This is a genomic window from Marinimicrobium sp. (assembly GCF_002695945.1).
In the GTDB taxonomy this organism is placed as follows: Bacteria; Pseudomonadota; Gammaproteobacteria; order Pseudomonadales; family Cellvibrionaceae; genus Marinimicrobium; species Marinimicrobium koreense.
This window is the reverse complement of the sequence record NZ_NZQP01000009.1, coordinates 46,271-67,136: the sequence shown is the minus strand read 5'-3', so window position 1 is coordinate 67,136 and position 20,866 is coordinate 46,271. Positions and strand designations below refer to the sequence as shown.

14 protein-coding genes are annotated in these 20,866 nt (G+C 57.9%); 3 read left to right on the top strand and 11 right to left on the bottom strand.

What is annotated here, in order from left to right:
* Window positions 1-100 (top strand): DUF6231 family protein (locus CMG77_RS00610; RefSeq protein ID WP_286903409.1); only part of this gene is annotated, 100 nt, incomplete at its 5' end.
* 5 nt (window positions 101-105) lie between these two features.
* On the opposite strand, the gene CMG77_RS00605 is transcribed toward CMG77_RS00610, so the two are convergent.
* Window positions 106-1,425, bottom strand: a complete 1,320-nt coding sequence (locus CMG77_RS00605; RefSeq protein WP_286806577.1) for a GGDEF domain-containing protein — start codon at window positions 1,423-1,425, stop codon at window positions 106-108.
* Window positions 1,426-1,499: 74 nt separating this feature from the next.
* The gene (locus CMG77_RS00600) at window positions 1,500-1,694 is read right to left on the bottom strand and encodes a hypothetical protein (protein WP_286806575.1); all 195 of its coding nucleotides are present in this window, start codon (window positions 1,692-1,694) and stop codon (window positions 1,500-1,502) included.
* A gap of 40 nt (window positions 1,695-1,734) precedes the next feature.
* Between CMG77_RS00600 and CMG77_RS00595 the strand changes: the two genes are divergently transcribed.
* Window positions 1,735-2,691, top strand: coding sequence for a histone deacetylase family protein (locus CMG77_RS00595; protein ID WP_286806573.1), 957 nt, complete (start codon window positions 1,735-1,737; stop codon window positions 2,689-2,691).
* Here CMG77_RS00595 and CMG77_RS00590 read toward each other — a convergent pair.
* Genes CMG77_RS00590 through CMG77_RS00580 form a run of 3 tightly spaced genes read right to left on the bottom strand, consistent with a single transcriptional unit; the run spans window position 2,669 to window position 7,519 of the window.
* On the bottom strand, window positions 2,669-5,167 hold the full coding sequence (locus CMG77_RS00590; protein ID WP_286806571.1) for a bifunctional acetate--CoA ligase family protein/GNAT family N-acetyltransferase: 2,499 nt from the start codon (window positions 5,165-5,167) through the stop codon (window positions 2,669-2,671). The genes CMG77_RS00595 and CMG77_RS00590 overlap by 23 nt on opposite strands.
* A gap of 52 nt (window positions 5,168-5,219) precedes the next feature.
* Entirely contained in the window at window positions 5,220-6,959 is a 1,740-nt protein-coding gene (locus tag CMG77_RS00585) for a DUF2207 domain-containing protein (protein ID WP_286806570.1), read from the bottom strand.
* Window positions 6,956-7,519: a LemA family protein gene (locus CMG77_RS00580; protein ID WP_286806567.1), complete on the bottom strand. Its 564-nt coding sequence runs from the start codon at window positions 7,517-7,519 to the stop codon at window positions 6,956-6,958. Before CMG77_RS00580 ends, CMG77_RS00585 begins: the two co-directional genes overlap by 4 nt.
* Before the next feature lie 678 nt (window positions 7,520-8,197).
* Here CMG77_RS00580 and CMG77_RS00575 point away from each other — a divergent pair.
* Window positions 8,198-11,254 (top strand): LamG-like jellyroll fold domain-containing protein, encoded by a 3,057-nt coding sequence (locus CMG77_RS00575; protein WP_286903404.1) that lies wholly within the window; start codon window positions 8,198-8,200, stop codon window positions 11,252-11,254.
* Between the two features lie 72 nt (window positions 11,255-11,326).
* Here CMG77_RS00575 and CMG77_RS00570 read toward each other — a convergent pair whose 3' ends face one another.
* The 6 genes from CMG77_RS00570 to galE form a co-directional block, all read right to left on the bottom strand.
* Window positions 11,327-13,330 carry a glycoside hydrolase family 97 protein gene (locus CMG77_RS00570; protein ID WP_286903403.1) on the bottom strand — a complete coding sequence of 668 codons (2,004 nt, stop codon included), beginning with the start codon at window positions 13,328-13,330 and terminating at the stop codon, window positions 11,327-11,329.
* Window positions 13,278-15,986 (bottom strand): beta-L-arabinofuranosidase domain-containing protein, encoded by a 2,709-nt coding sequence (locus tag CMG77_RS00565; protein WP_286903402.1) that lies wholly within the window; start codon window positions 15,984-15,986, stop codon window positions 13,278-13,280. Before CMG77_RS00565 ends, CMG77_RS00570 begins: the two co-directional genes overlap by 53 nt.
* Before the next feature lie 58 nt (window positions 15,987-16,044).
* Window positions 16,045-17,409 (bottom strand): sialate O-acetylesterase, encoded by a 1,365-nt coding sequence (locus CMG77_RS00560; RefSeq protein WP_286903401.1) that lies wholly within the window; start codon window positions 17,407-17,409, stop codon window positions 16,045-16,047.
* A gap of 185 nt (window positions 17,410-17,594) precedes the next feature.
* Window positions 17,595-18,821 (bottom strand): galactokinase, encoded by a 1,227-nt coding sequence (gene galK / locus CMG77_RS00555; protein ID WP_286903408.1) that lies wholly within the window; start codon window positions 18,819-18,821, stop codon window positions 17,595-17,597.
* On the bottom strand, window positions 18,787-19,836 hold the full coding sequence (locus tag CMG77_RS00550; protein WP_286806557.1) for a UDP-glucose--hexose-1-phosphate uridylyltransferase: 1,050 nt from the start codon (window positions 19,834-19,836) through the stop codon (window positions 18,787-18,789). Before CMG77_RS00550 ends, galK begins: the two co-directional genes overlap by 35 nt.
* On the bottom strand, window positions 19,833-20,861 hold the full coding sequence (galE, locus tag CMG77_RS00545; protein WP_286903407.1) for a UDP-glucose 4-epimerase GalE: 1,029 nt from the start codon (window positions 20,859-20,861) through the stop codon (window positions 19,833-19,835). The genes CMG77_RS00550 and galE overlap by 4 nt, the downstream gene beginning before the upstream one ends.
* Window positions 20,862-20,866: the final 5 nt, after the last annotated feature.

Sequence of the window (20,866 nt, the reverse complement as noted above, 5' to 3'; positions counted from 1 at the left end):
GCTCTACACCTACAACATCAGCAACTACAATCACAAGCGGGACTGGAACAACCCGCGCTTCTGGGCCAACCCGGAAATGTGGGGCAAAGCCTGGTGGTAATCCAACTACCAGGATACCTCCACACGGTTGCGACCAAACTCTTTGGCTTTGTACAGCGCCTGATCCACCCGGTTGAAAATCTCGTCCAGCGTTTCGCCCTGACGTAAGGTGGCGACCCCGAAGCTGGCGGTGATTCGCCCCACCTGCTCGAACTCCTCCTCCGCCAACAGGGCCCGCAGCTTTTCAGCCAGCCCGGCGGCCTCACGCAGTTCGGTATCGCGACAGACCAACACGAACTCCTCACCGCCCCAACGGGCAAAGAGGTCGGTCCCGCGGATATTGTGTTTGACCAGAGAAGAGAGCCCGGTCAGAACCTGATCGCCCACCGCGTGACCGTAGTGGTCATTGATCGGCTTGAAGCGGTCGACGTCCACCATGATCAGTGACAGGGGCTTACCCTCGCGCCGCTCCACCAACCCCAGGGCAATCGCCTCTTCAATACCCTGACGGTTGAACGCCCCGGTCAAAGGGTCGGTTTTCGCTTTATCCTCCAGAGCTCGACTGCGACTATCCAGCAATTGATTGACCTGCAGCAATTCCTGTTCGCGGGCATGCCGCAAGCTCAACTCCTGTTTGAGCCGCCAGGTGCGCACCGCCAGAAAGGCCAGTGCGGCCATCAGCCAGACCGCCACAAGAATCTGGTACCACTGCTCGGTGGAAATGACCTGGCCCGTCAACTCGATGCGGGACAAAGTGAATCGGTGCTCACCAGGAATCCCGGTAGAGCCGGTCTGTACCTCGATCACCACGATGTTATCGAACTGCGGATGGGCCATATCCGGAGAAATCCGATAGCGCTGAAACCACCAGTTGGCGACAAAGAAATCCGCCATGGAGAACTCCAACCAGGCGCCGCCTTTGGCCAGATCGGCATCAAACTCGATCTGATTGTACTTAGTGCTGTCGTTAACGTAGCGTTTGCTGTAGCGCGGGTCGTAATTTCTCAAGTACAGGCGGATGGTTTCGGTCGGACCCTCATAGTCCATCCAGAACCGGATCTGATCATACCGACGCAGATCCAGTCCATTTTCACGCTCCTCATCCAGCACCAGCTCGAAGCCACAAAACATGTACCGATCACTGTCGACCAGCTCACACTCCCAGCTCATGGCGGCGGGATCAATGACCGCTGAGCGGCTCTCGCCGCCTTCGCCAGCGTCACTGTAGTGGGCTACGGTTCCGTCGCTACCGTCCAGCGCCAATCCGGTTTCCAGAATGGGCCGCTCGGCCACTATGGCGACCACCGTCAGCAGAATCAGCAGCGCCAGTCCCGCCTCCACCCGTAAAAAGCGGTTTTTGAAGCTATTGGCAACCGTAGACGTCATATTTAAACCATTTTTCGTTATTGTAGACCGACCGACATATAGTCATATTAACCATAGCCGTTTTGTTGACCACTTTACAAGCAGTTTCTTGACACCTCTAGGGTAGCGGTTTTCATCGCAAGATGCTCCCCCACAATGTCGTCAATTTCAACTTTTGTGACTTTGATCAAGGCCGGGCTGGACTCGGCGAGATCAACTGCTTTAGGATCAAAGCCGCTGGACCGCGCCGTACCGCTCACTTCAGGATCGCTCGCGCGGGCGGCGGTCATCGTTTCGGCACCGCATGGGTGCCCAACCCGGAGGCAATCCATGCTGGCGACCATCCTCTCCCACCCAAGCTGCCATCGGCACCGGATGCCAGACGGCCACCCGGAATGCCCGGAACGTCTGGATGCCATCAACAATCGCCTCTTGACCAGCGGCCTGGACGGGCTGCTGCTGCACAAGCAGGCGCCGGCGGTCACCCGGGAGCAACTGCTGCGGGTCCATGACCCGGAATACCTGGACAATTTGGAGGAGGCGGCCAGAACCCTGGGAGAGGATCAGATTCTGCCCTTCGACACCGATGTCTACCTGAGTCGCGACACTCTGGAGGCCGCCCGGCATGCCGCCGGAGCCGCCGCCTACGGGGTGGACCTGGTGATGGCGGGAGAGACCGATGCGGTCTTCTGCAACGTGCGTCCGCCGGGCCACCACGCCGAGCCGGATCGGGCCATGGGCTTCTGCCTGTACAACAATGTTGCCATCGCCGCCGTCCACGCGCTGGCGCAGCACGGACTGCAGCGGATCGCCATCGCCGATTTCGATGTCCACCACGGCAATGGCACTCAGACCATGTTCTATGATGAGCCCCGGGTCTTATTCTGTTCCAGCTTTCAGCACCCCTTCTACCCGGGCACCCCCATTGACGTGAAGCGCGACCACATCGTCAATGTGCCACTGCCCGCCACCTGCCGCAGTGAGGAATTTCGGGCGTCCATCACCGAGCGTTGGCTGCCCGCGCTGAAGCGTTTTCGTCCACAACTCTTGTTGATCTCGGCCGGTTTTGACGCCCATGAGGAGGACGATATGTCCTCCACCAGCCTGACCGATCGGGATTACCAGTGGGTGAGCGAGCAACTGCGGACCCTGGTGGATCAGAGCCGGGAGAGCGATAGCCCCGACGAGCACTGCCGAGGCATTGTCTCCACTCTGGAGGGGGGCTATGCACTGTCAGCCCTGGGACGCAGCGCCGTGGCCCACATCAAGGCGTTGGCGAAGCTGTAGCGTCCGGCGCCTGTAAATCGATCCGCATGTCGATGACCTCTTCGTCCGGATCGTACTTCACCCGAAATCCCAGGCTTCGAGCCAGACTGGCCATGCCCCGATTCTGGGGGAGCGTCCAGCCCACCAGATGACGGGTCCCCTGGTCTCGGCAGTGCGCCAGCATCTTGCCCAGCAGCAACCGCCCCAGCCCGCAGCCTTTGAGATCACTGCGAATGGCAATGCTGAACTCACCTTCGTGGTTGTCCGGGTCCATCTGGGCCTGGACCATCCCCAGAGTGACTTCCTCACCCCGCTCGTCGCGCTCGGTGGCGATGAACACCATCTCCCGGTCGTAGTCGATCTGGGTCACACGGGCCATCTGCTCGTGCGAAAACTCGGACACCTCGCCAAAATAGCGGTTGTAACGGTCCTCCCGGCTCAGGGCGTGATCGAAGACCTGTTGACGGGCTTCATCTTCCGGCCGGATCGGGCGCAGCAACACTGAGCGACCATCCTTCAGGGTCACTCGCGCCTCCAGCTCTTTGGGATAAGGCCGGATGGCCATGGGACGCGCCTGCTCGGCCGGTGCAAGACGGGCCGAGACCTCCAGCGCGGTGTAGACGCCCTGCCGCATCACCACCGGTTGCAGGTCCAGGCTGACCAGCTCGGGATTGTCGACCACCAGCTGACTGACCTGACTCAACAGCAGGCAGAGCGAGTGACGCTCCAGCGGTTGATGGCGCTCGCGGATCTTGCCCTCGGCCAGGGCCTGAATCACCAGATAACGGGCCAGGGCCATATTCAGAGGCGGCAGAGCCACCACGGCGTTATACAGCCAGTCGGCAGTGCCTCCCGCTTCTCCCAGGGCGATGACCGGCCCGAATACCGGGTCGACCCGCACCTGAATGCGCAGCGCAACGCCATCCTGATACACCTCTTGGGCGCTGTCCTCAGCGTCCGGATTCCGAGTGCGAATACCGTAAGCCGCCACCATCTCGGCCGCCTCCGGAGCGGACAGCTCGATCCATGGTGACGCCAGCGCCCGCTCGATGAGCGCGCGCACCGATAGCGGGTGGTGGGGAATCAGCTCGCTGACCGAGTCCGGGGTTTCCGACAGCAGCTTCTGGTTGCGCCGGTATTGAACCCGATACATAAAGGCCGCCACGGCGCCTTCAGGTGTGCGAAAGGAGGCAATACCCGCCTGGGCAAACCGCTCCCGGGCCGGATAAGCCGCTTCCTCGCCCATCCAGTTCACCAGCAGGTTGGGCTTGCGCCCGGCGTGTGCCTCATAGGCATCCAGCATCGCCTCAGCGTAGACTTCGCCGACGTGCAGCGCCGAAGGCGCATGCATCACCAGAATGTTATCCGCCTCACCGCTGGCCAGAATCACCGAGAGCACCTCCCGATAGAGTTCCGGCGGTGCGTCGCCCAGCAAGTTGACCGGGTTGCGGGCACGCCCACCGCGAGGCACCAACCGGGCCAGCGCCTGCTCGGTCTGCTCGCTGAAGGTCACCAGGTGCCCACCGCGCTCAATCAGCGCATCCGCCGCCATGGCGGCAGGACCATTGCCGTTACCCAGGATCACCAACCGCTCACTGGTGAGCTCCCGGCCATAAGCGAGGGTTTCCACCGCGGCAAACAGGTCCCTCAGGTCCTGCACCCGCAGCATCCCCGCACGCCGGAAGGCCGCATCATACACCCGGTCGGAACCGCGCTGTTCGGCCGGCAACCTGCTGACCGCATCCGACACCTCGCGGGCATTCCCGGCCTTGATCAGGAGGATCGGCTTACCCGCGGCTGCAGCTCGGGCCGCTGAAAGGAAAGCCCGCCCATCGCGGATGGAATCGATATACAGGAGAATGGCCCGGGTTTTGGGGTCGCGCCCGAGGTAATCGATCAACTCATCAAAGTCAATGTCCGCCCCATCGCCCAGAGCGACAAAGTGGGAGAAACCGATGCGCCGCCGGCGCGCCCAATCGAGAATGGTGACGCACACCCCGGAGGACTGGGACACAAAGGCCACCTTGCCCGGCAGCGCATGAGTGTGGGCATAGCTGGCGTTCAGCCCGATGGCGGGTACAAACAACCCCAGACAATTGGGCCCCAGCAGTCGCACTCCCCAGTGTCGGGCAATGGCCAGCATCTGCTCCTGCAGGCTGGTGCCCTGGGCGGTATGCACCTCATCCAGTCCGGCGGCAATCACAATCACGCTGCGCGTGCCCTTCTTGCCCAATTGCTGGATCAACGCCGGTACCCGCGCCGCCCGGGTACAAATGATCGCCAGATCCGGAACCTCCGGCAGCGCCTCGATCGAGCCATAGGCCAACACCCCGTTGACCGCCTGATACTTGGGTGTCACCGGCATGATAGGCCCGGCAAAGTTGCCTTGCAGCAGATTGCGCATCACGGCATTGCCCGGACGATTCGGCTTGTTGGACGCACCGATGACCGCCACCGAGCGCGGATTCAGCAACTGATCGATCTGCTTGAGACTCATGGGGGCTCCGGTAGACCTAAAACCTGATCTTAGCGATCTCCGGCGCTCACGGCTAGCGGCCGCCGCCACCTCCGCCGCCACCGCCACCACCGGAGAAACCGCCGCCCCCGCCACCCGAACTGGTACCGGGTGCGACCGACGAGGAGGCAATCTGTGAGCTGAGCGACTTGCCCAGATCACTGCCCAGACTCGCCAAGCCACCACGGCCAAGCGGACCGTGATACCAATGCATAGCGTGCGCCGCACTGGTGGCGGCCTCCATACCCACCGCTTTGATGAACTGACCGGTCCAGGCCTCTTCAACCCCCAGGGCCAATGCAAACGGCAGAAGGCTTTCGTAACGCTCGGCGTTGAGTGGCGGCTCATCCGCGTTGCGGTGCTCCAGACCCGCGATTTCGTCTCTGGACGCCACCGACAGGTACAACTTCAGGCCTTCGATGTGGTCCAGCAGCTTACGCCCCTCCCGAGTGGGGCGGCGCATCAGGTTGGCGAACACGCCATTGAGAAGAATCACCACCGACAGCAGCGCCCAGAACGTCAGAGAGGCCAGATTGCCCACCAACCAAAACGCCACCGCTCCCAACGCCACAGAAGCCAGCGCGCCTTTGACGGTAATCCCCACGTTGTCGACAAAATAGCGGGGCTTGAAGCGCTGCTTGAGCGCCCGCTGATGTTGGCGTTTCGCTTCACCCAAAATGGTGTGATTCGCCTGTTCAAGAGCCAATTCGTCTGCGTCCACGAACAACCGGGAAAACAGGGCGCGCTCGGCTGGGGCGAGTTCCACGTCGTTCGCGTCACTGAGTTTTTGCAGCCGCCAGTTGTCTGAGTGCCACTTTTTGTCACGGTGAATGGCAACCAGGCCCTTCACGGACAAGTGCACCAAGTCCGCCGCGAAACATCGATCGTCGTAGCGCGCCTTGGCCAGGTAACGCAAACCGCCGGGCGAGAAATCCTCGGGCGGGAAATAGCGCGCGAACACCGGACCCGTCTGAGGATCACGTCCCTCTCGGCGCCAGTGATGAAAATAGTAACCGAACACCGCCAGCAGCCCGATGATCAGGAGCAACTGCGCCCGGTTGTCGGTCAGAAACCAGATGACCGTTTGCCCCGCGGAGGGTTCTTCCACCAGATTTTTTGGAAAACCCACCACAATGGTCAGCCCCTCTCGCACACCCAGCGGCTGAGTGGTGGCAAAACGCACCACGCCCGGTTCAGTCACCTCGGCTTGGGCGAGCTGGGCCCGACTGCCCTGCGGGCCGGTATAAACATCCAGCTGCAATTGATCTGCCGGCACCGCCCCGGGCAACTGCACCCGAGCCGAGGCCGACGCAATGTCAAACATCCACCCTGTGCCGGTCACATTCCAGTACAGCTCATCGTGCTGCTCGAAGAAACCCAGTTGCCGGTTGGTGCGATAGCGAATCCGGTAGGTGGTGGTGAGCGGCGTCGGCAGGAAGCTGTCGTCGCCGGTATTGATTCGAATGCCGTTCGCCCGGTCTTCGGTAAACCAGGGCTCGGGTTTGCCATCGCGGGTGACACTGACCACTTCAAACCCGACGACCACACGGTCACCGCGACGGTCCCGATAACGAGTTGGAAAATCCCGATAGATGCCGCGGCGAATATTCCGGCCCTCGGCCCGCACTTCGATGGTCTCGGTCACATCAAGCGTGCCGTCGGCCTCGACCACGATGTCTGAATGAAAACTCAGAATCCGCTCCTGCGCTGACGCCGGAAGTACGCCTAACGCCAGGAAAAAAGCGAGTAACAGACCATTCAAGAACGCTTTCATTTCATTCCCTCCCTGTTCACCGAAACCACGTCACGTTGATCCTCTGCTGCGCTGAAAAACTCAGCCGTTGAAACGCCCGCTACTCGCGCAATCAGAAGGTCCGGAAACTGTAGCACCCGATCATTGAGCGCACGCACCGCACCGTTGTAAAACCGCCGTGCATACTGCAGAAGATTTTCGGTCTCCACCAGGTCGCGCTGCAACTGACTGAAGTTGCCATCGGCTTTCAGGTCCGGATAGCTTTCCTGGAGAATGAAAAGGCGAGACAGCGACTGCTCCAACTCGTTCTCAAGGACGGCGAGCTGACCTGGATGCTGGCTCTCGACAGCCCGCGCTCGCAGCTCGGTCACGGCGGTCAAGAGACTCCGTTCGTGATCGGTGTAGGCCTGAACGGTTCGCACCAGTTGGGGAATAAGATCATGACGGCGCGCCAGCTGCACATCAATATCGCTCCAGGCGGTACGCACCTGATTGCGCAGACGCACCAGGCGGTTAAAACACCACACCGCCCAGATCAGGACAGCGGCCAGGATCAATCCCGGCCAGAGGAAATCAGACATAGCGTTATCCTTTATAACCTTCCATAGCATCCCGCCGATGGGGCGGGACTGAGTATTACTATACCTGATCGTTGATTGAGCGTGGTTCTGGACGGATCGGTGGGTAACGGGCCTTTGGCCCTCCAAAATATCGGACCGATCCTCCTACGCGAACCACGTCAAAGCGGCCTGGCTGTTATACAGAAGACTCTCCGCATAGCGGACAGCCCTCGTCAATGCCGCCATAACCGGACTTGGAAACTTATATAACCGACTGATTCAGAGGGGTATTCATTGACTCAAATGATATCAATACGGTCTTTAATACACGCATGTTACTCAGGAGATTCAAGGGACAACCTCCTGTTAATACTATATATAAGACTTTTTTAGAATATTACGGCTTCCCACTAGAATATTACGTACTAAACCTGCTCCTTCATTGTCCAGACCGGAGTGACCACATACTTCAGAGCCCTTTGATGTCAGCCACTTAAAACATTATCGATATATTCTCCGAATCATTTCTCAAGAAAAAAGCAATTTCGCACCACGCACAGCAACGAAGCACGTTAGCGGCACCTTACAATATCTATTATAGTAACACCCCGCATCTGGCAATATTCTCTGCCGCTGCACTTCTTGTCGACGTTAGCGACACTTCTAGCATCAAAACCATAATAGATGGAGGACACCCTCGTGCACATCAACGCTGGAACATTAACCCGCACCCAATGTGTTGGACTGCACCGATACATCAGTGCAGTTGCTCTCTTAACGATCACACTGCTAACCCTTCCTGATGCCCTAGCACAAGATCATCGCCCAAACCTTATAGCACTTTGGACTCTTGATGACATTTCCACCTCATCCACCGAGGTCAGCGACCGGTCGGGACAACAGCAGACGCTGGATATCGTGCAGTGGGGCAGCCTCACACTTGAGGATGATCAATCGCCCATCCCCGTGAAGATTCTGGATGACCCCAACGCCGCCTCCGACCGACATGGTGCTGTGCGCGGACTCAACCTGGCGGGTGACGCACTCAGCGATGACCAGATACTAGAAACTGATTTTACCAGTACGCAAATGAGCATGGTCACAGAAATGACATTGTCCATTTGGGTACGCCCGGTCGACAACGACAAAGGTTACCTGATCTCGCTGCAAAACAGCGCCGGCGAGTGGATTGGACTCCAGATATACAACAACGAGCGCGTGCGCTTTTACTCCGAGGGCGGCGGCCTTAACCGGATTCCCGGTTTTTCCACCACCAGTGTCGTGGCCTCGCCTAAGTTCAACCACATCGAGCGCGACAATGACATTACGCAAGGATGGATGCAAATCAGCGCGGTGATCAAAGCCGATGAGTACCTGCGCTTTTATCTGAACGCGGAGTTACTCGGTGAAGTGCCGGTGTCCGGTATTGATCTCACCGCGATTCGCACACTGCGCGTGGGACAAACGTTTGAGTCCACACCCACCCGTGCCCTGCAAGGCCAATTCGATCAGGTGCGCGTCTATACCACCGCCCTTAGCGGGGACGAGCTTCTGGCGGACTACATTGAGGATTCCACCCGCGGTCCCTGGGCCTTCGAGGTTACGCCACCACAGGATGCCAGTGGTCACACCGAAGGCGATGCCGCTGTCGATCTCGTTACGCTATACCTGGATGACCTGATTCCCGCCAACGGAATGCCATTCAACATCGCCGATGAAACGCCGCCCAGTGGCGAAGCCGGTGTAATGACACACGGCGTGGCAAACCAGCAAGTCATCGCAGACGCGTTGAACGACGCCAGGAACAACAGCGCTTACGATGGCAAGATCGTGAAAATACTGTTTCCCGAGAACGGCGAGTTCTACGTGGGCGACAATCGCAACCTCTATGGCAACACCATTAATGTGGCCGGACAAACGGATCTGATCATTGATGGTAACGGCTCCAAATTAATCCACGCCGCCCGACGGGATATGTTCTGGCTGGAAAAAGACAGCGCCGGTCTCGGCAATGAGCGAGTGGAAATCCGGAATTTCACGCTGGATTTTTTCAATGAAGTGTACCCGTTTCAGACCAAGGTCAATGTGGAAAAACTCGGAAATTACGAGCTGGAGCTGACACCCGTGGCCGGCAGCGCCCGCGACTATCGAGATTACATCGACGAAATGGGCGCGATGGTAACCTGGGCCGCCCCGGACACGAGTTACAGTTTGAGTGCAGTGGGTCAGTATTCCGGCACGGGGTCTTCGCTGCTGCTGCCCTTTGCCAACCTTCACCCGCTCGCGAGCGGTACGGACAGCATTGTCGGCCCGCATGAGGAATCCAATATCGGCAGCTACACCGTTCAGGTGCAGGCCAATGGGTCCGCCGTCATTGATCTCAGCGCCGATACAGAGTTTTACGACGCCGTGGACCCGGATCTGCATTATCTGGTCGCCCACTACGGCGGGAAACGGGCCTTTTCACTGCAACATTCAAAACACGTGACACTCCAGAATATTCACGTTACGTCCAGCCCCGGAAACGCCCTGGCGGCCTTTGGCGGTGTGCAATATCTGAAAGCGAAGAACTTCAAAGCCACTCTGGACCCGAATGAGACCGATCCCAATGCCGTGGTGGCCACCAAGGCGGACGGTATCTTCTTGTTTCACAATCGCGGGCACTACCTGTTTAAAAACGTGGAGGCCGTCGGCGGCACAGAGGATCGAATGGTCATTCGGGAGTTGACGGGTTTTAATCCCAAGTATGTGGACACCCATACGCTGTCCGTTTGTTATGCCTCAAACCCTCGTCCCGTCGATCTGGCCAAAGTGGGCGATATCTATGAGTTGCGTGACCGGGACATGAACTTTCTTTGGCGCGGCACAATGGTCGGCAAAGAAGTGGTGGACAGCAAACACCCGGACTGGTCGACCTATGGCACGGTGAACTACAGCAACGGCAGCACCACCGCACGCGCCTGTGCTCTGCTGGAATTCTCTACGCCCGTTCCGACCAATACTCCCTCCGTGTATCGGCACGATACCATGGTGCATCATTTTAATCCGGACGGCAGCCGGTTCAGCAGTAACTATGTCATTATCGGTTCAACCTTTGGCGAAAACCGCGGCAACGGCGCGAAGTTTTCTGCCCCTCACGCGTTGATCGCTCACAACACGTTCTTCAACACCTCCCACCAAGGCGTTAAATTTCCCCTGATGATTGATGTAAAAGCGTGCTCCAATTCCTGGGGCAACAATGGCTCCGGGGCTCGCAACGTGATTTTCGATAATAACGTCATCGCGAACACCGGCCAGTGGATTCCCATTACGTCCCTGACGACTATGCCTCCGGCCGCCGTCAGTATTTTCACCAACCGCTACACACCGCAAAATCGTTACAGCCTTTTTTGTGGACGGGAAAATATCTCCGCCGGTGACAACCCGCTGGACATTCAATGGCAAAGTCATTTCATAATCAGTAACAACACTGTGGAAGACGCCAACTGGGGCGGCATTTCCGTGCAGTCCGCACGCGATGTTCTGGTACGCAACAATGCGCTGGCCCGGACCAACACACTGTCTTCCACCGCGTCCGGTCCCGCGGAGTACGGCGGTGCGGGCGCAATTCAGTTTACACACTCCCGTCAGGTCATAGGCTGGGATAACGACACCGATCAAATCGAGCCGGGCTTCCCCGACCTGTATCGACAAACGGGCAGTGACCGCCATCTGGTGGACTGGATGAATGAAACTTATCATCCCGTGATTCCTTAAGCCGTGCTTAGTAAGAAGCAGACGCACAAAAAACGGGCCGCATTGCGGCCCGTTTTTCAACATCGGAACACTTTAAGGCGTTGGTGAGAAACGCAGCACTGCCCCATCTCGCGGCAGCAGTTTCAACGAATATTCACTATGACTATCCAGTGCCGAAGCATGGCTTTTTTGTAAGCGCCGGGGTTCAGGACTGAAAACCACCTCAGCGGTGTAGGTGCCTTCACCGAGAAACGACAGGTCCAGCGAGTCAATGCGTACCGGCTGATCAGTGCCATTCAATGCCGCCAAATACCAGTGGTCTCCTGAACGTCGTGCTATTAGGGCCAGTTCACCAATACGACTGGAAGGCAGCACTCGCGTCTCATCCCATACGGCGGGAATGGTTTTGAGCAGTTCGAGCCCTGCCGCCACGTCATCGTTATGCAATAACATGTCGGGATGTTCGGCGATTACTTGAAAAGGCGAGGTAAAGAGCACCACCGTGGCCAATTGATGGGCGTAGGTGGTGTTGCCGGGCAGGCTGTAGCCCAGCGGTGTATAGTCACCGTGCCCAACCAGAAAACGTGTGAAAGGCAAGGCAGCATTGTGACTGGCTGGGAGGGGCTGATCCATACGATTCAGCTCCAGACCACGAATTCCCTCCCGGGAAATTTCATTGGGATAGGTCCGCGATTCGCCCGTTGGCTTTTGAATGCCGTGAAACACCACCATCAGTTTTCGCTCCGCCGCCAATCGCAAGGCGGCTTCCTCGAAACGGATACGGTCTATAGATTCCGCATTCATAAAATCCAGTTTCACACCGACCGCACCGGCTTTGCACACCCCATCGAGAAACACCCGCAACGCGCCCCAGTCACCGGACGGGTCCTTGACCTGATTCCAGTCTTTCCACACAAAAACGTCGACATTCTGCCCGTTGGCATAGCCAGTGAGCTGCTCAAGTGATGCCCAAGGGCTCTCCCAACTCTCCCAGCCATCATCCACCAGACTATACTCGAACCCCAACTCACTGGCGTAGTCGACAAACTGCCGCTCCTGTGCCGGCGTGCCGGTTTCCCGGCTCCACCAGCGCCAGACGGCACGCCCGGGTTTGATGTAATCCGTCTCGGCAAACAGTGACTCATCCGGTGCCGGGTTGAGGTTCGTGATCAGATCCGAATTAACCAGTGCGTCGAGGTTTTCCCCTAACATCGTGACTCGCCACGGAGTGACTGTCGCCCCATCCATCGCCCCGTCCGCGGTGTCCACGGAAAACCCACGCTCGCCCTCGGTAAAATCCGCTTGGACCCGGCGCTGGCCGAGAGCCCGCAACCGCATGCCACTGTAGTTATAGAGCGCCGCTTCGGTCAGTACCGCGTACCCTTGGTGCTCCGGAAGCTCTACCACAAGTGGCGGCCCCTGCACGGGCCCGTTCGCCGACACCGCCGGGAGTTCATTCACAGTGGTTTTCAACCATTCACCCGCGTAGGTTTTCAGCTTCCAGTCCGAGTCACGCTCGAAGTACCACACGTCGCTGTTCTCCGGCAGCGTCCAGCTGGACTGCTCGCCGTTCACAGTAACGGTTGATGCGTCTGATTGAGGAATCACGTAGCGGTAGGCAAAGCCGTCATTATAAGCCCGCAGCTGCAAATACCAGTGTGCCTGTGAAGGCGATTGCAGGGTCATCATAGCCTCACGGTAATGGTTGTGCGCCACCGAATGAACACCGAGTACTGGATACTGATGATGTACCTGCTTTATCTCGACGCTTTCAATCGACGCATGTCGGCCCAGCGACTGCCCCTCCACGGTAATGCCCAGCGGGGAGGGCTGAATAACGCGGTGACGATTGAAGTCCACCTGATAGTACAACTGGCTACCCTGCATAAAGACCTCTCCCTGCACAGTCCCGCTCGGACTGGCAAGCAAGACCCCGGTGCTTTCAGGATGTTCCGCGTTGCTCAGACACGGTACACAGAAAGGAAGCCACAGCAGCCAGGTCAAGTATTGTCTCTTTTTTAAGATCATCACAGACTCTCCTAATTCAGTTAGCGCTTGCGGTATCGTCCGCTGACAGTTCCAGCGTGCGCAGTCCATAAGCGGGAATGGTGACCGTCGCGGGTGGGGTCGTTGACGGATCTGACAAGGGCGCACCATCCTGATCGAGGAACTGGGTTCGAATCGCTTCACGGCCTAACAATGGTGTGTTATTTACTTCCACCTGCGCAGTTTGCGGCTCATCGTCATTGTTCAGAAGAAACACAAACAAGCGTTTTCCGTCGTTGGACAGCGCCATATAAAAATCGACGTAGGGATTATCGCTGTTCACACTATCGTGCCGAAGCATCAGAGACGCCTGAGTGCCATAGACGTAACCGGGTGCAAAGCCGTAACTTTGGTGCGGTCCGACCTTCGGTGTCACAAAGCCACGGGGAAACTGTATTTGACCGCCCGAGCGAAGCTCGGCTTCGGCGAGCAGATAGTCGGTGATCCAGCCAATCTGCCACCAGGCGTGATGCGGAAAAGCACCGGGGCCCGCGTCCATCGCCTGCCAGTAGTACGACACGGTGCTGGTGTCCGGGTCGACGAAGGCATCACGGCCCAGCGCGGCGGCACGCGCCATGTGCAAGTACAATGTTTCGCCAGTGAGCTGGTACATCCGTACAAACAGTCCGGCGTGGCTGGCCAACAAAATGGGGCCGTTGTCATTGGCCGAGCCAATGCCCCCGCCATGTTCGTTGCTGAGCCCCACCTGGGAGATCTCCCAATCCTCCCGACCCACGCCATGAACGTTTTTTCCTGTCGTGTCCGGAACCGGGTGCGTATAAATAGACTGGGTATAAAACTGTGTCGCGCGCTTGGCGGCGTCCAAATAGCGCGTCTCGTCAGTCAGCTCATAGAGGTCCAGTAACGCCTGCGCACTTTGACCGGTAGCGAAGTCAGGCACAAACCGATTGTCCCCACACACACCCAGAAAATGTCCCGTATTGACCGCGTTCTGGATGTACCAGTCCGCCCCGTTCTGTGCCGCACGTAGATAACGCTCATCGCCGAGAATCCGATACGCTACCACCAGTCCGTAAAAGGTCGGACGCAAGTCTTCCAGCTCGGTGAACAGCGGTTTTTCGCTGGTATGATCATAGGCGACCGCCCAGTTTCCCCCAGGCTTCTGCCAGGCCAACAGCCGTTCGGCACCATCGCGCAAACGCTGTTTTAGCGCCTCATCGTCGGGTTCAAAGAGCAAGATATTGCCAATATCCACGAGTGTGTAATAGGTAATGGCGATGGGTTCAACGTAGTCGCCCCACTCTTCGGTGAAGGTTTCTCTTTTCGAGAGAAAATACTGACCTTTGGCCGCGCCGTGATAGAACCCAGGCTCGGATTGCTGCTGCAACAGTTTGAAGTTTCTCGCGTACGGCAGCCGGGTTTCCTTCAGCACCGGGTCATCCATAATACGGGCCAGCATCCACATGGCGCCGTAATCGGAGTTTTTCATGGCGTCGCGATCCGAGTTAAGCACGCCACCCAGGTAAGCCTGCGCCCCCAGCGTGACGCCCTCCACAATTTCGGTCCGCCATTTGGAACGCGTATCATCCCGCAAATAATCGTGCATGGACAGAATACGATCGGTAAGGGACTGCCGGGTTCGTTTCAACGCCAGAAAATCGTCAAACCGGTATATATCTTCCACGGCGTGGCGATACACCGAAAACCAGTCAGCCATTTGGACACTGTAGCGAAACTGAAACTGGACACTCTCGCCTTTTTTCAGGAATGAACCTTTCTCCCCCAGTACGGGATGCCAGACTTTCGGTGTGAGCTGCGATTGTCGATTCATCAACGACAGTCCCAATTGCCACGAATGCTGGGTCATGTGATCGTGCTCCCAGGGATCGCGGCCCGTGCCGGGCTCGGGAATCACCGCCAGAGTGACACCGGATTGCGTACTAAGCATCGGCGCGAGCGTGGTGGCGGTGCGCTCGCGCACCAGCACGGGCCGATCGGGAATGCCCTGGCCGTACGCGAGAGAGTGCACCAGGCTGTCGTTAATGTCGGCGCCCTGAAAGTGCCCCGGAATGGCACCCCAGGCCAATTCCGATTTGGCTACCGTCGCCAGCGTTGGCGTGGCAACGGAAAAATAACCGTCGGTCCTGGCCGTCACCGTCAACCGTACCCTGACGTCGGAATCGTACTGCTCATCCATCTGCCACTGCGCTTCAATGTCGGCGCGCTCGGTATGTTCTTTGAAAACCAGCGCACCTTTTTTATCCTTTCCACCCTGCTCATCTTGCGGGTGCCGTTCGACAAAGGTCGGAAAAAATGTCAACGGCTCCCCCGCCTGGTTCATCGCCACCGGCTGGGTAATCTGGCCCCACTCTTCCGTGTTATACCGGTAAATCGGTTCGGGAAATTCCAACACTTTCCCATTTTCCGATATTTCCATCGGTGTGCTGTCGGGTGGGATCGCCGAGTACAACAGGGTGTACTCGGCACTGGTTGTCGCCAATGACACTTGCTGATCACCGACGTGAATGTCCAGCTGATCCAGCTGCCATCCTTGTTCACTGTTTTGCCACTGCAGCGTTAAGGTCTTTCCCACCAGCGTTTGGGTGTCGGTGCCCGGCTCCGAATCGCAGCCCCCCACTCCCAACAGCAAAAATACCAGCGTAAACAGCCACATCGTCAAGCGCTGAAGCAGCGGCATGCGCTCGGAACGATGAAAAGGAAAGAAGAGCCATTGCTTTTTTATCATGGAAGTCTCCAACGTAAACGAGGGGCGTTTACGGGTTTGGTACAGTTTGAATTGCCTTTCAGTGGTTCGGACGCGGCTGACGGTCTTCAAAGGGTTCCACGGGAAAACCCTGGGCGTTATAAAGATTGACCGTCGGCGCGTTGGACCAGGCGTGGCGAACGCCTGAAATCGGTTGACCTTGAGGGTGTTGAACGACCAGGATGTTTCCTTCCACGCTGGCTTCGGCACGCTGCCAATGGTCGTCAGAACCCAGCACCGAGAGGGCGGCGGGCGGTTCATTACCAACGACACTTAACCCGCCGTCAGCGTAACGAAAGCTTACTTCAGCACGGTTGCCCCGATAACTGATAACGGAGGGTTCGGGTCCCCGATAAGGCACCGCGTGCCCATACACCATTGCTCGCGCCAGTTGCGCCAGCCGGTCACCGACTGCTTTCTTCTCCACCGGGTGGACGTCGTCTTTGTCACCCGTATCAATAGTGACCGAGAGCCACGCATTAGGTGTGCTTCTTGTTGCCGCTGCCTGCGCAGAGCGCAACTCAGCCCATTTAGTATTGCTGCTGTCATTGGGAGGCTGATATATCGGTAGCTGTACTACCAGAAAAGGTAGATCGGGTGTCTGCCACAGTGACCGCCAACCTGTGATCATGGCTGACAACCGCTTTTCATAATAACCGGCTCGCGCTGCATTCGATTCGCCCTGGTACCACACCACGCCTTTCACCGCGTAGGGCTGAACGCTCGCCAGCATGGTCTTTTGCAGCACCGAAGGGTTGCGATAATAACGCCGGATATCCGTGAACACCTGCGGTGTCTCACCGCCGGCCAACTCCAACGACTCCGGGGTCATCCAGGCTTCCACTAGGGATGCCCCCTGGCTGCTATTGATCATGCCAACCGCCACCGGAGAGGAACTCTCATCCTTGAGTGTCGGTTGCAACCCCAGCGCAAAATGCAGGGCGACCGCCGACCAGTTACTGACAGCAGATGCACTGGCAACCTGCCAGGGTTTGGGCGGACGCTCCTGTCGTTTACCACCAGACACGACCTTCGGCACTTCAAGCAAACGAATCCGAAGATTGGGCAAGGAGGCGATCGCCACCTGCTGCTCGGCCAATGCGGAGTGACGGAACCGAAATGCCATGTTGGACTGACCGGCCATCAGCCAGACATCACCGAGAAAAACATCCTTGAACTCGATTCGCTCAGCCTCACTTTGTACCGTCAGTACATAAGGTCCACCGGCGTTTTTCGCCGGCAACATCACCTGCCAGCGGCCATTCGCCAGTACAGTGGTGTCCACCGCCGACTCATTATTCAGACTGACCGAAACGTCCCTGCCGGGCTGACCTTTCCCCCAGACGGGTATGTCCTGATCGCGCTGCAAGACCATATGGTCTGTAAATACCGGCGGCAGGCTCAACTCTGTCTCCGTACCTGCTTTGGTCGCAGGTTGGGCTACAACGAGCACCGGGGCAGCGTACATCAGAAACGGTAACAGTATCGCAACCCAGCGCAACGACGGCTTAAAGACGGTGGAAATTATTGTTATGAACGTCATCGATATGAAAGTCATCGAAAGGAGCCCTGCCACTTTATGGTTCTGATTTATTCCAGTCGCATACCATTCCCGGTGCGACAGCGGTAGATATCCGGTTGCAATCCGAACGTTCGCGGATACGCTTCGCGCAGCGCCTGGCTGACCGTTTCCACCAGAGCGGGTTCCACCAGCGCCACCACCGCGCCACCGAATCCGCCGCCGGTCATGCGGGCCGCACCCGCGTCGCCTGATTGGGATCGAATCAAATCCACCAGGAAATCGGTCTCGGGAACGGTGACTTCAAAATAGTCCCGCAACGAATCGTGGGAGGCGTACATCAGTTCCCGAAGCGTGGAAAAATCGTTCCGGGCCAATGCCTCCGCAGCCTGACAGGTGCGTTCGTTTTCAGTAATGACATGCAGGGCGCGACGATAGGCGTTCTCGCTCATATCGGTTCGCCCCTCTTGCAACCGCTCAACCGATGCGTGGCGCAGACTGGGAATACCCAACGTTTTCGCGGCAGTCTCGCAATCCAGACGACGCTGATTGTACTCGCTGCCCACCAGCGAACGTTTAACGTTGGAGTTGATAATCAATAGTTCGTAACCGGCCACCATGGGAATCTGCTGCGTCGACAGGTCTTCACAATCCAACAAAAGGGCGTGTCCCTGACGCGCGCAGGCCGATACCATCTGGTCCATAATGCCGGTTTGGCAATCGAGAAAGTCGTTTTCGGTCTGCTGTCCGATCCGGGCAATGTCTTGCGGTGAAAGTCCGCATTCGTTCATGGCGTTCAACGCACCGCCCACGGCCACTTCCAACGCCGCCGATGACGACAAGCCCGCGCCTTGCGGAACATTACCCATAATCAGGAGGTCGGCCCCTCTGAGGCGATGGCCAAGCTTTAGCAACACATCGTAAACACCGACAATATAATTGACCCAGTCGCACGGTCCGCGATGTAGCCGCTGCGCGAGGTCAAATCGGACCGTTTCGAGCCCATAGTTCAACGAGGTGACTTGAACCCGGCTGTCCGCGCGGGGACGGAAGGCGACACGGGTATGAAACTCCAATGCGCAGGGCAGCACAAAACCCTGATTGTAATCGGTATGTTCACCGATCAGGTTCACTCGGCCTGGTGCGGAAACCACACCGGTAGCGGCGACGCCATACACTTTCTGGAACGCGCCTCGCATATCGAAGGCATCATCCAGCTCAAACCTGTCGGCAGCACCTATTACATCGGATAATTGCACAGCTTCACCCCCTTTCTGAGTAATGGACAGCACCGGCATCACGCAATGCACTGGCGGCTACTTCGGGCGTCAGGTCGCGCTGCGCCTCTGCCAGCATTTCGTAGCCTACCATGTGCTTTTTGATGGTGGCGGAACGCAACAACGGCGGGAAAAAGTGCGCGTGCAATTGCCAGTGCGCCGTTTGGCTCAAATGGTTCGGGGCACCGTGCCATCCCATGGAATAGGGAAAGCTGCACTGGAATAAATTGTCGTAGCGAACGGTCAATTCCTTGAGTGCGCTGGCCAGCGAGCGCTGCAACGGCTCAGGTATATCGTCGAGCCGGGCGATCAGGTGTTTGGGCAGCAACAGGGTTTCGAACGGCCAGGCCGCCCAGTAAGGAACCACTGCAATCCAGTCATCGTTTTCCACCACGGTACGCGCCCCACTGCGCGATTCGCGCATGGCGTAGTCCAGCAACAGCGGTGAGTGATGGCGCTGGTGGTAATTCACCTGGCACTCATCCTCCCTGGTTACCAGCGAGGGGACAAAATCGTGGGCCCAGATCTGACCGTGCGGGTGCGGCTGCGAACACCCCATCACTTCACCTTTGTTTTCGAACACCTGCACCCAGCGATACGTCGTTCTTAAACGCTTGAATTCCGCTACCCAGGTGTTGACCACTCTGGCGATTTCCGCTTCGGTCATCCGCGGCAACGACTGGCTGTGGTCGGGAGAAAAAATAACAACGCGGCACTCGCCAAACACCTCCTCGCTCACCCACAGCGCGTCGTCGCCGTCGCACGCGGGCGTCTCGTCCGGTCCCGAAAGCTTCGAAAGTGCCGAAAAATCATTCGTAAAGACAAAGGTCTCACGGTACGGCGGGTTATGCTCGCCGTTGGCTCGCGTATTTCCCGGACAGAGCGCACAGTCAGTCTGGTAAGCGGACACTTCCTTGGTTTGAGTCGCCTCAGTTGCGCCCTTCCAAGGGCGATTATTGCGATGCGGCGATACAAGTACCCAGTCACCGGTCAGTAAATTTTTACGGCGATGCATGCCAGCAGGATGCGTACTCATGATGTGTGCTCCTGCAGGCCGTTGGGGTAAGCGGACTGCCAGCGCCAGACATCGTCGGTCATGGTTTGCAGGTCCCGACGGGCTTGCCAGTTGAGTCGTTTGACGGCCAGGGCCGGGTCGGCCCAGTTCACGGCGACGTCTCCCGGCCGGCGGGGTGCCGCTTTCCAGGGAATGCGTGAGCCGCAACTCTTTTCGAAAGCGTTGATGACTTCGAGCACGGAACTGCCGCGCCCGGTACCTAGATTATAGGGCTTGAATCCGAAGTCCCCGCGGTGAGTTCGAAACGCGGCGACATGCCCCTCGGCCAGATCCATGACGTGAATATAATCACGCACGCCTGTGCCATCGGCCGTCTGGTAATCCGCCCCAAACACCTGCACGTGTTCGCGGCGGCCGATGGCCGTTTGAGCAATAAACGGCACCAGGTTATTGGGCGTGCCCAGGGGATCTTCCCCCAGCAGGCCGCTTTCATGAGCGCCTACCGGGTTGAAATACCGCAGTGCCAGTGCAAGAAAATCCGGATCGGCCGTGGCAACATCACGCAGTAATTGCTCCACCATGACTTTGGTCCAACCGTAGGGGTTCGTGGCCCCGATCGGGTGAGCCTCATCGATGGGCACATAGTGTGGCTCACCATAAACGGTAGCGGACGAGCTGAAGACCATACGCCGAACGCCGCACTGCTGCATAACCTGCAACAGCGCTATAGAACCACCCACGTTGTTTTCATAGTAAGCCAATGGCTGCCGCACGGAGTCACCGACTGCCTTGAGCGCCGCAAAGTGAAACACGGCATCAATGCAATAGCGCTGAAAGGTGTCGCGCAACAGATCAGCATCCCGGATGTCGCCGCGCACCAGCGGAAAACGCTGTCCGGTTATGCGCTCCAACTGATCCAGCACTCTGGCACTGGCATTGGAAAAGTTGTCCAGGATCACGGGCCGAAATCCTGCTTCATGTAGAGCGATACAGGTGTGACTACAGATAAACCCCGCCCCGCCCGTCACCAGAATCGTGTTTTCCATCATGC

Excerpts from the sequence above, each read along its gene's own strand:
- CMG77_RS00605 (WP_286806577.1), bottom strand. The coding sequence starts at position 1,425 with ATGACGTCTACGGTTGCCAATAGCTTCAAAAACCGCTTTTTACGGGTG.
- CMG77_RS00600 (WP_286806575.1), bottom strand. The coding sequence starts at position 1,694 with ATGACCGCCGCCCGCGCGAGCGATCCTGAAGTGAGCGGTACGGCGCGG.
- CMG77_RS00595 (WP_286806573.1), top strand. The coding sequence starts at position 1,735 with ATGCTGGCGACCATCCTCTCCCACCCAAGCTGCCATCGGCACCGGATG.
- CMG77_RS00590 (WP_286806571.1), bottom strand. The coding sequence starts at position 5,167 with ATGAGTCTCAAGCAGATCGATCAGTTGCTGAATCCGCGCTCGGTGGCG.
- CMG77_RS00585 (WP_286806570.1), bottom strand. The coding sequence starts at position 6,959 with ATGAAAGCGTTCTTGAATGGTCTGTTACTCGCTTTTTTCCTGGCGTTA.
- CMG77_RS00580 (WP_286806567.1), bottom strand. The coding sequence starts at position 7,519 with ATGTCTGATTTCCTCTGGCCGGGATTGATCCTGGCCGCTGTCCTGATC.
- CMG77_RS00570 (WP_286903403.1), bottom strand. The coding sequence starts at position 13,330 with ATGGACTGCGCACGCTGGAACTGTCAGCGGACGATACCGCAAGCGCTA.
- CMG77_RS00565 (WP_286903402.1), bottom strand. The coding sequence starts at position 15,986 with ATGATAAAAAAGCAATGGCTCTTCTTTCCTTTTCATCGTTCCGAGCGC.
- galK (WP_286903408.1), bottom strand. The coding sequence starts at position 18,821 with ATGCCGGTGCTGTCCATTACTCAGAAAGGGGGTGAAGCTGTGCAATTA.
- CMG77_RS00550 (WP_286806557.1), bottom strand. The coding sequence starts at position 19,836 with ATGAGTACGCATCCTGCTGGCATGCATCGCCGTAAAAATTTACTGACC.
- galE (WP_286903407.1), bottom strand. The coding sequence starts at position 20,861 with ATGGAAAACACGATTCTGGTGACGGGCGGGGCGGGGTTTATCTGTAGT.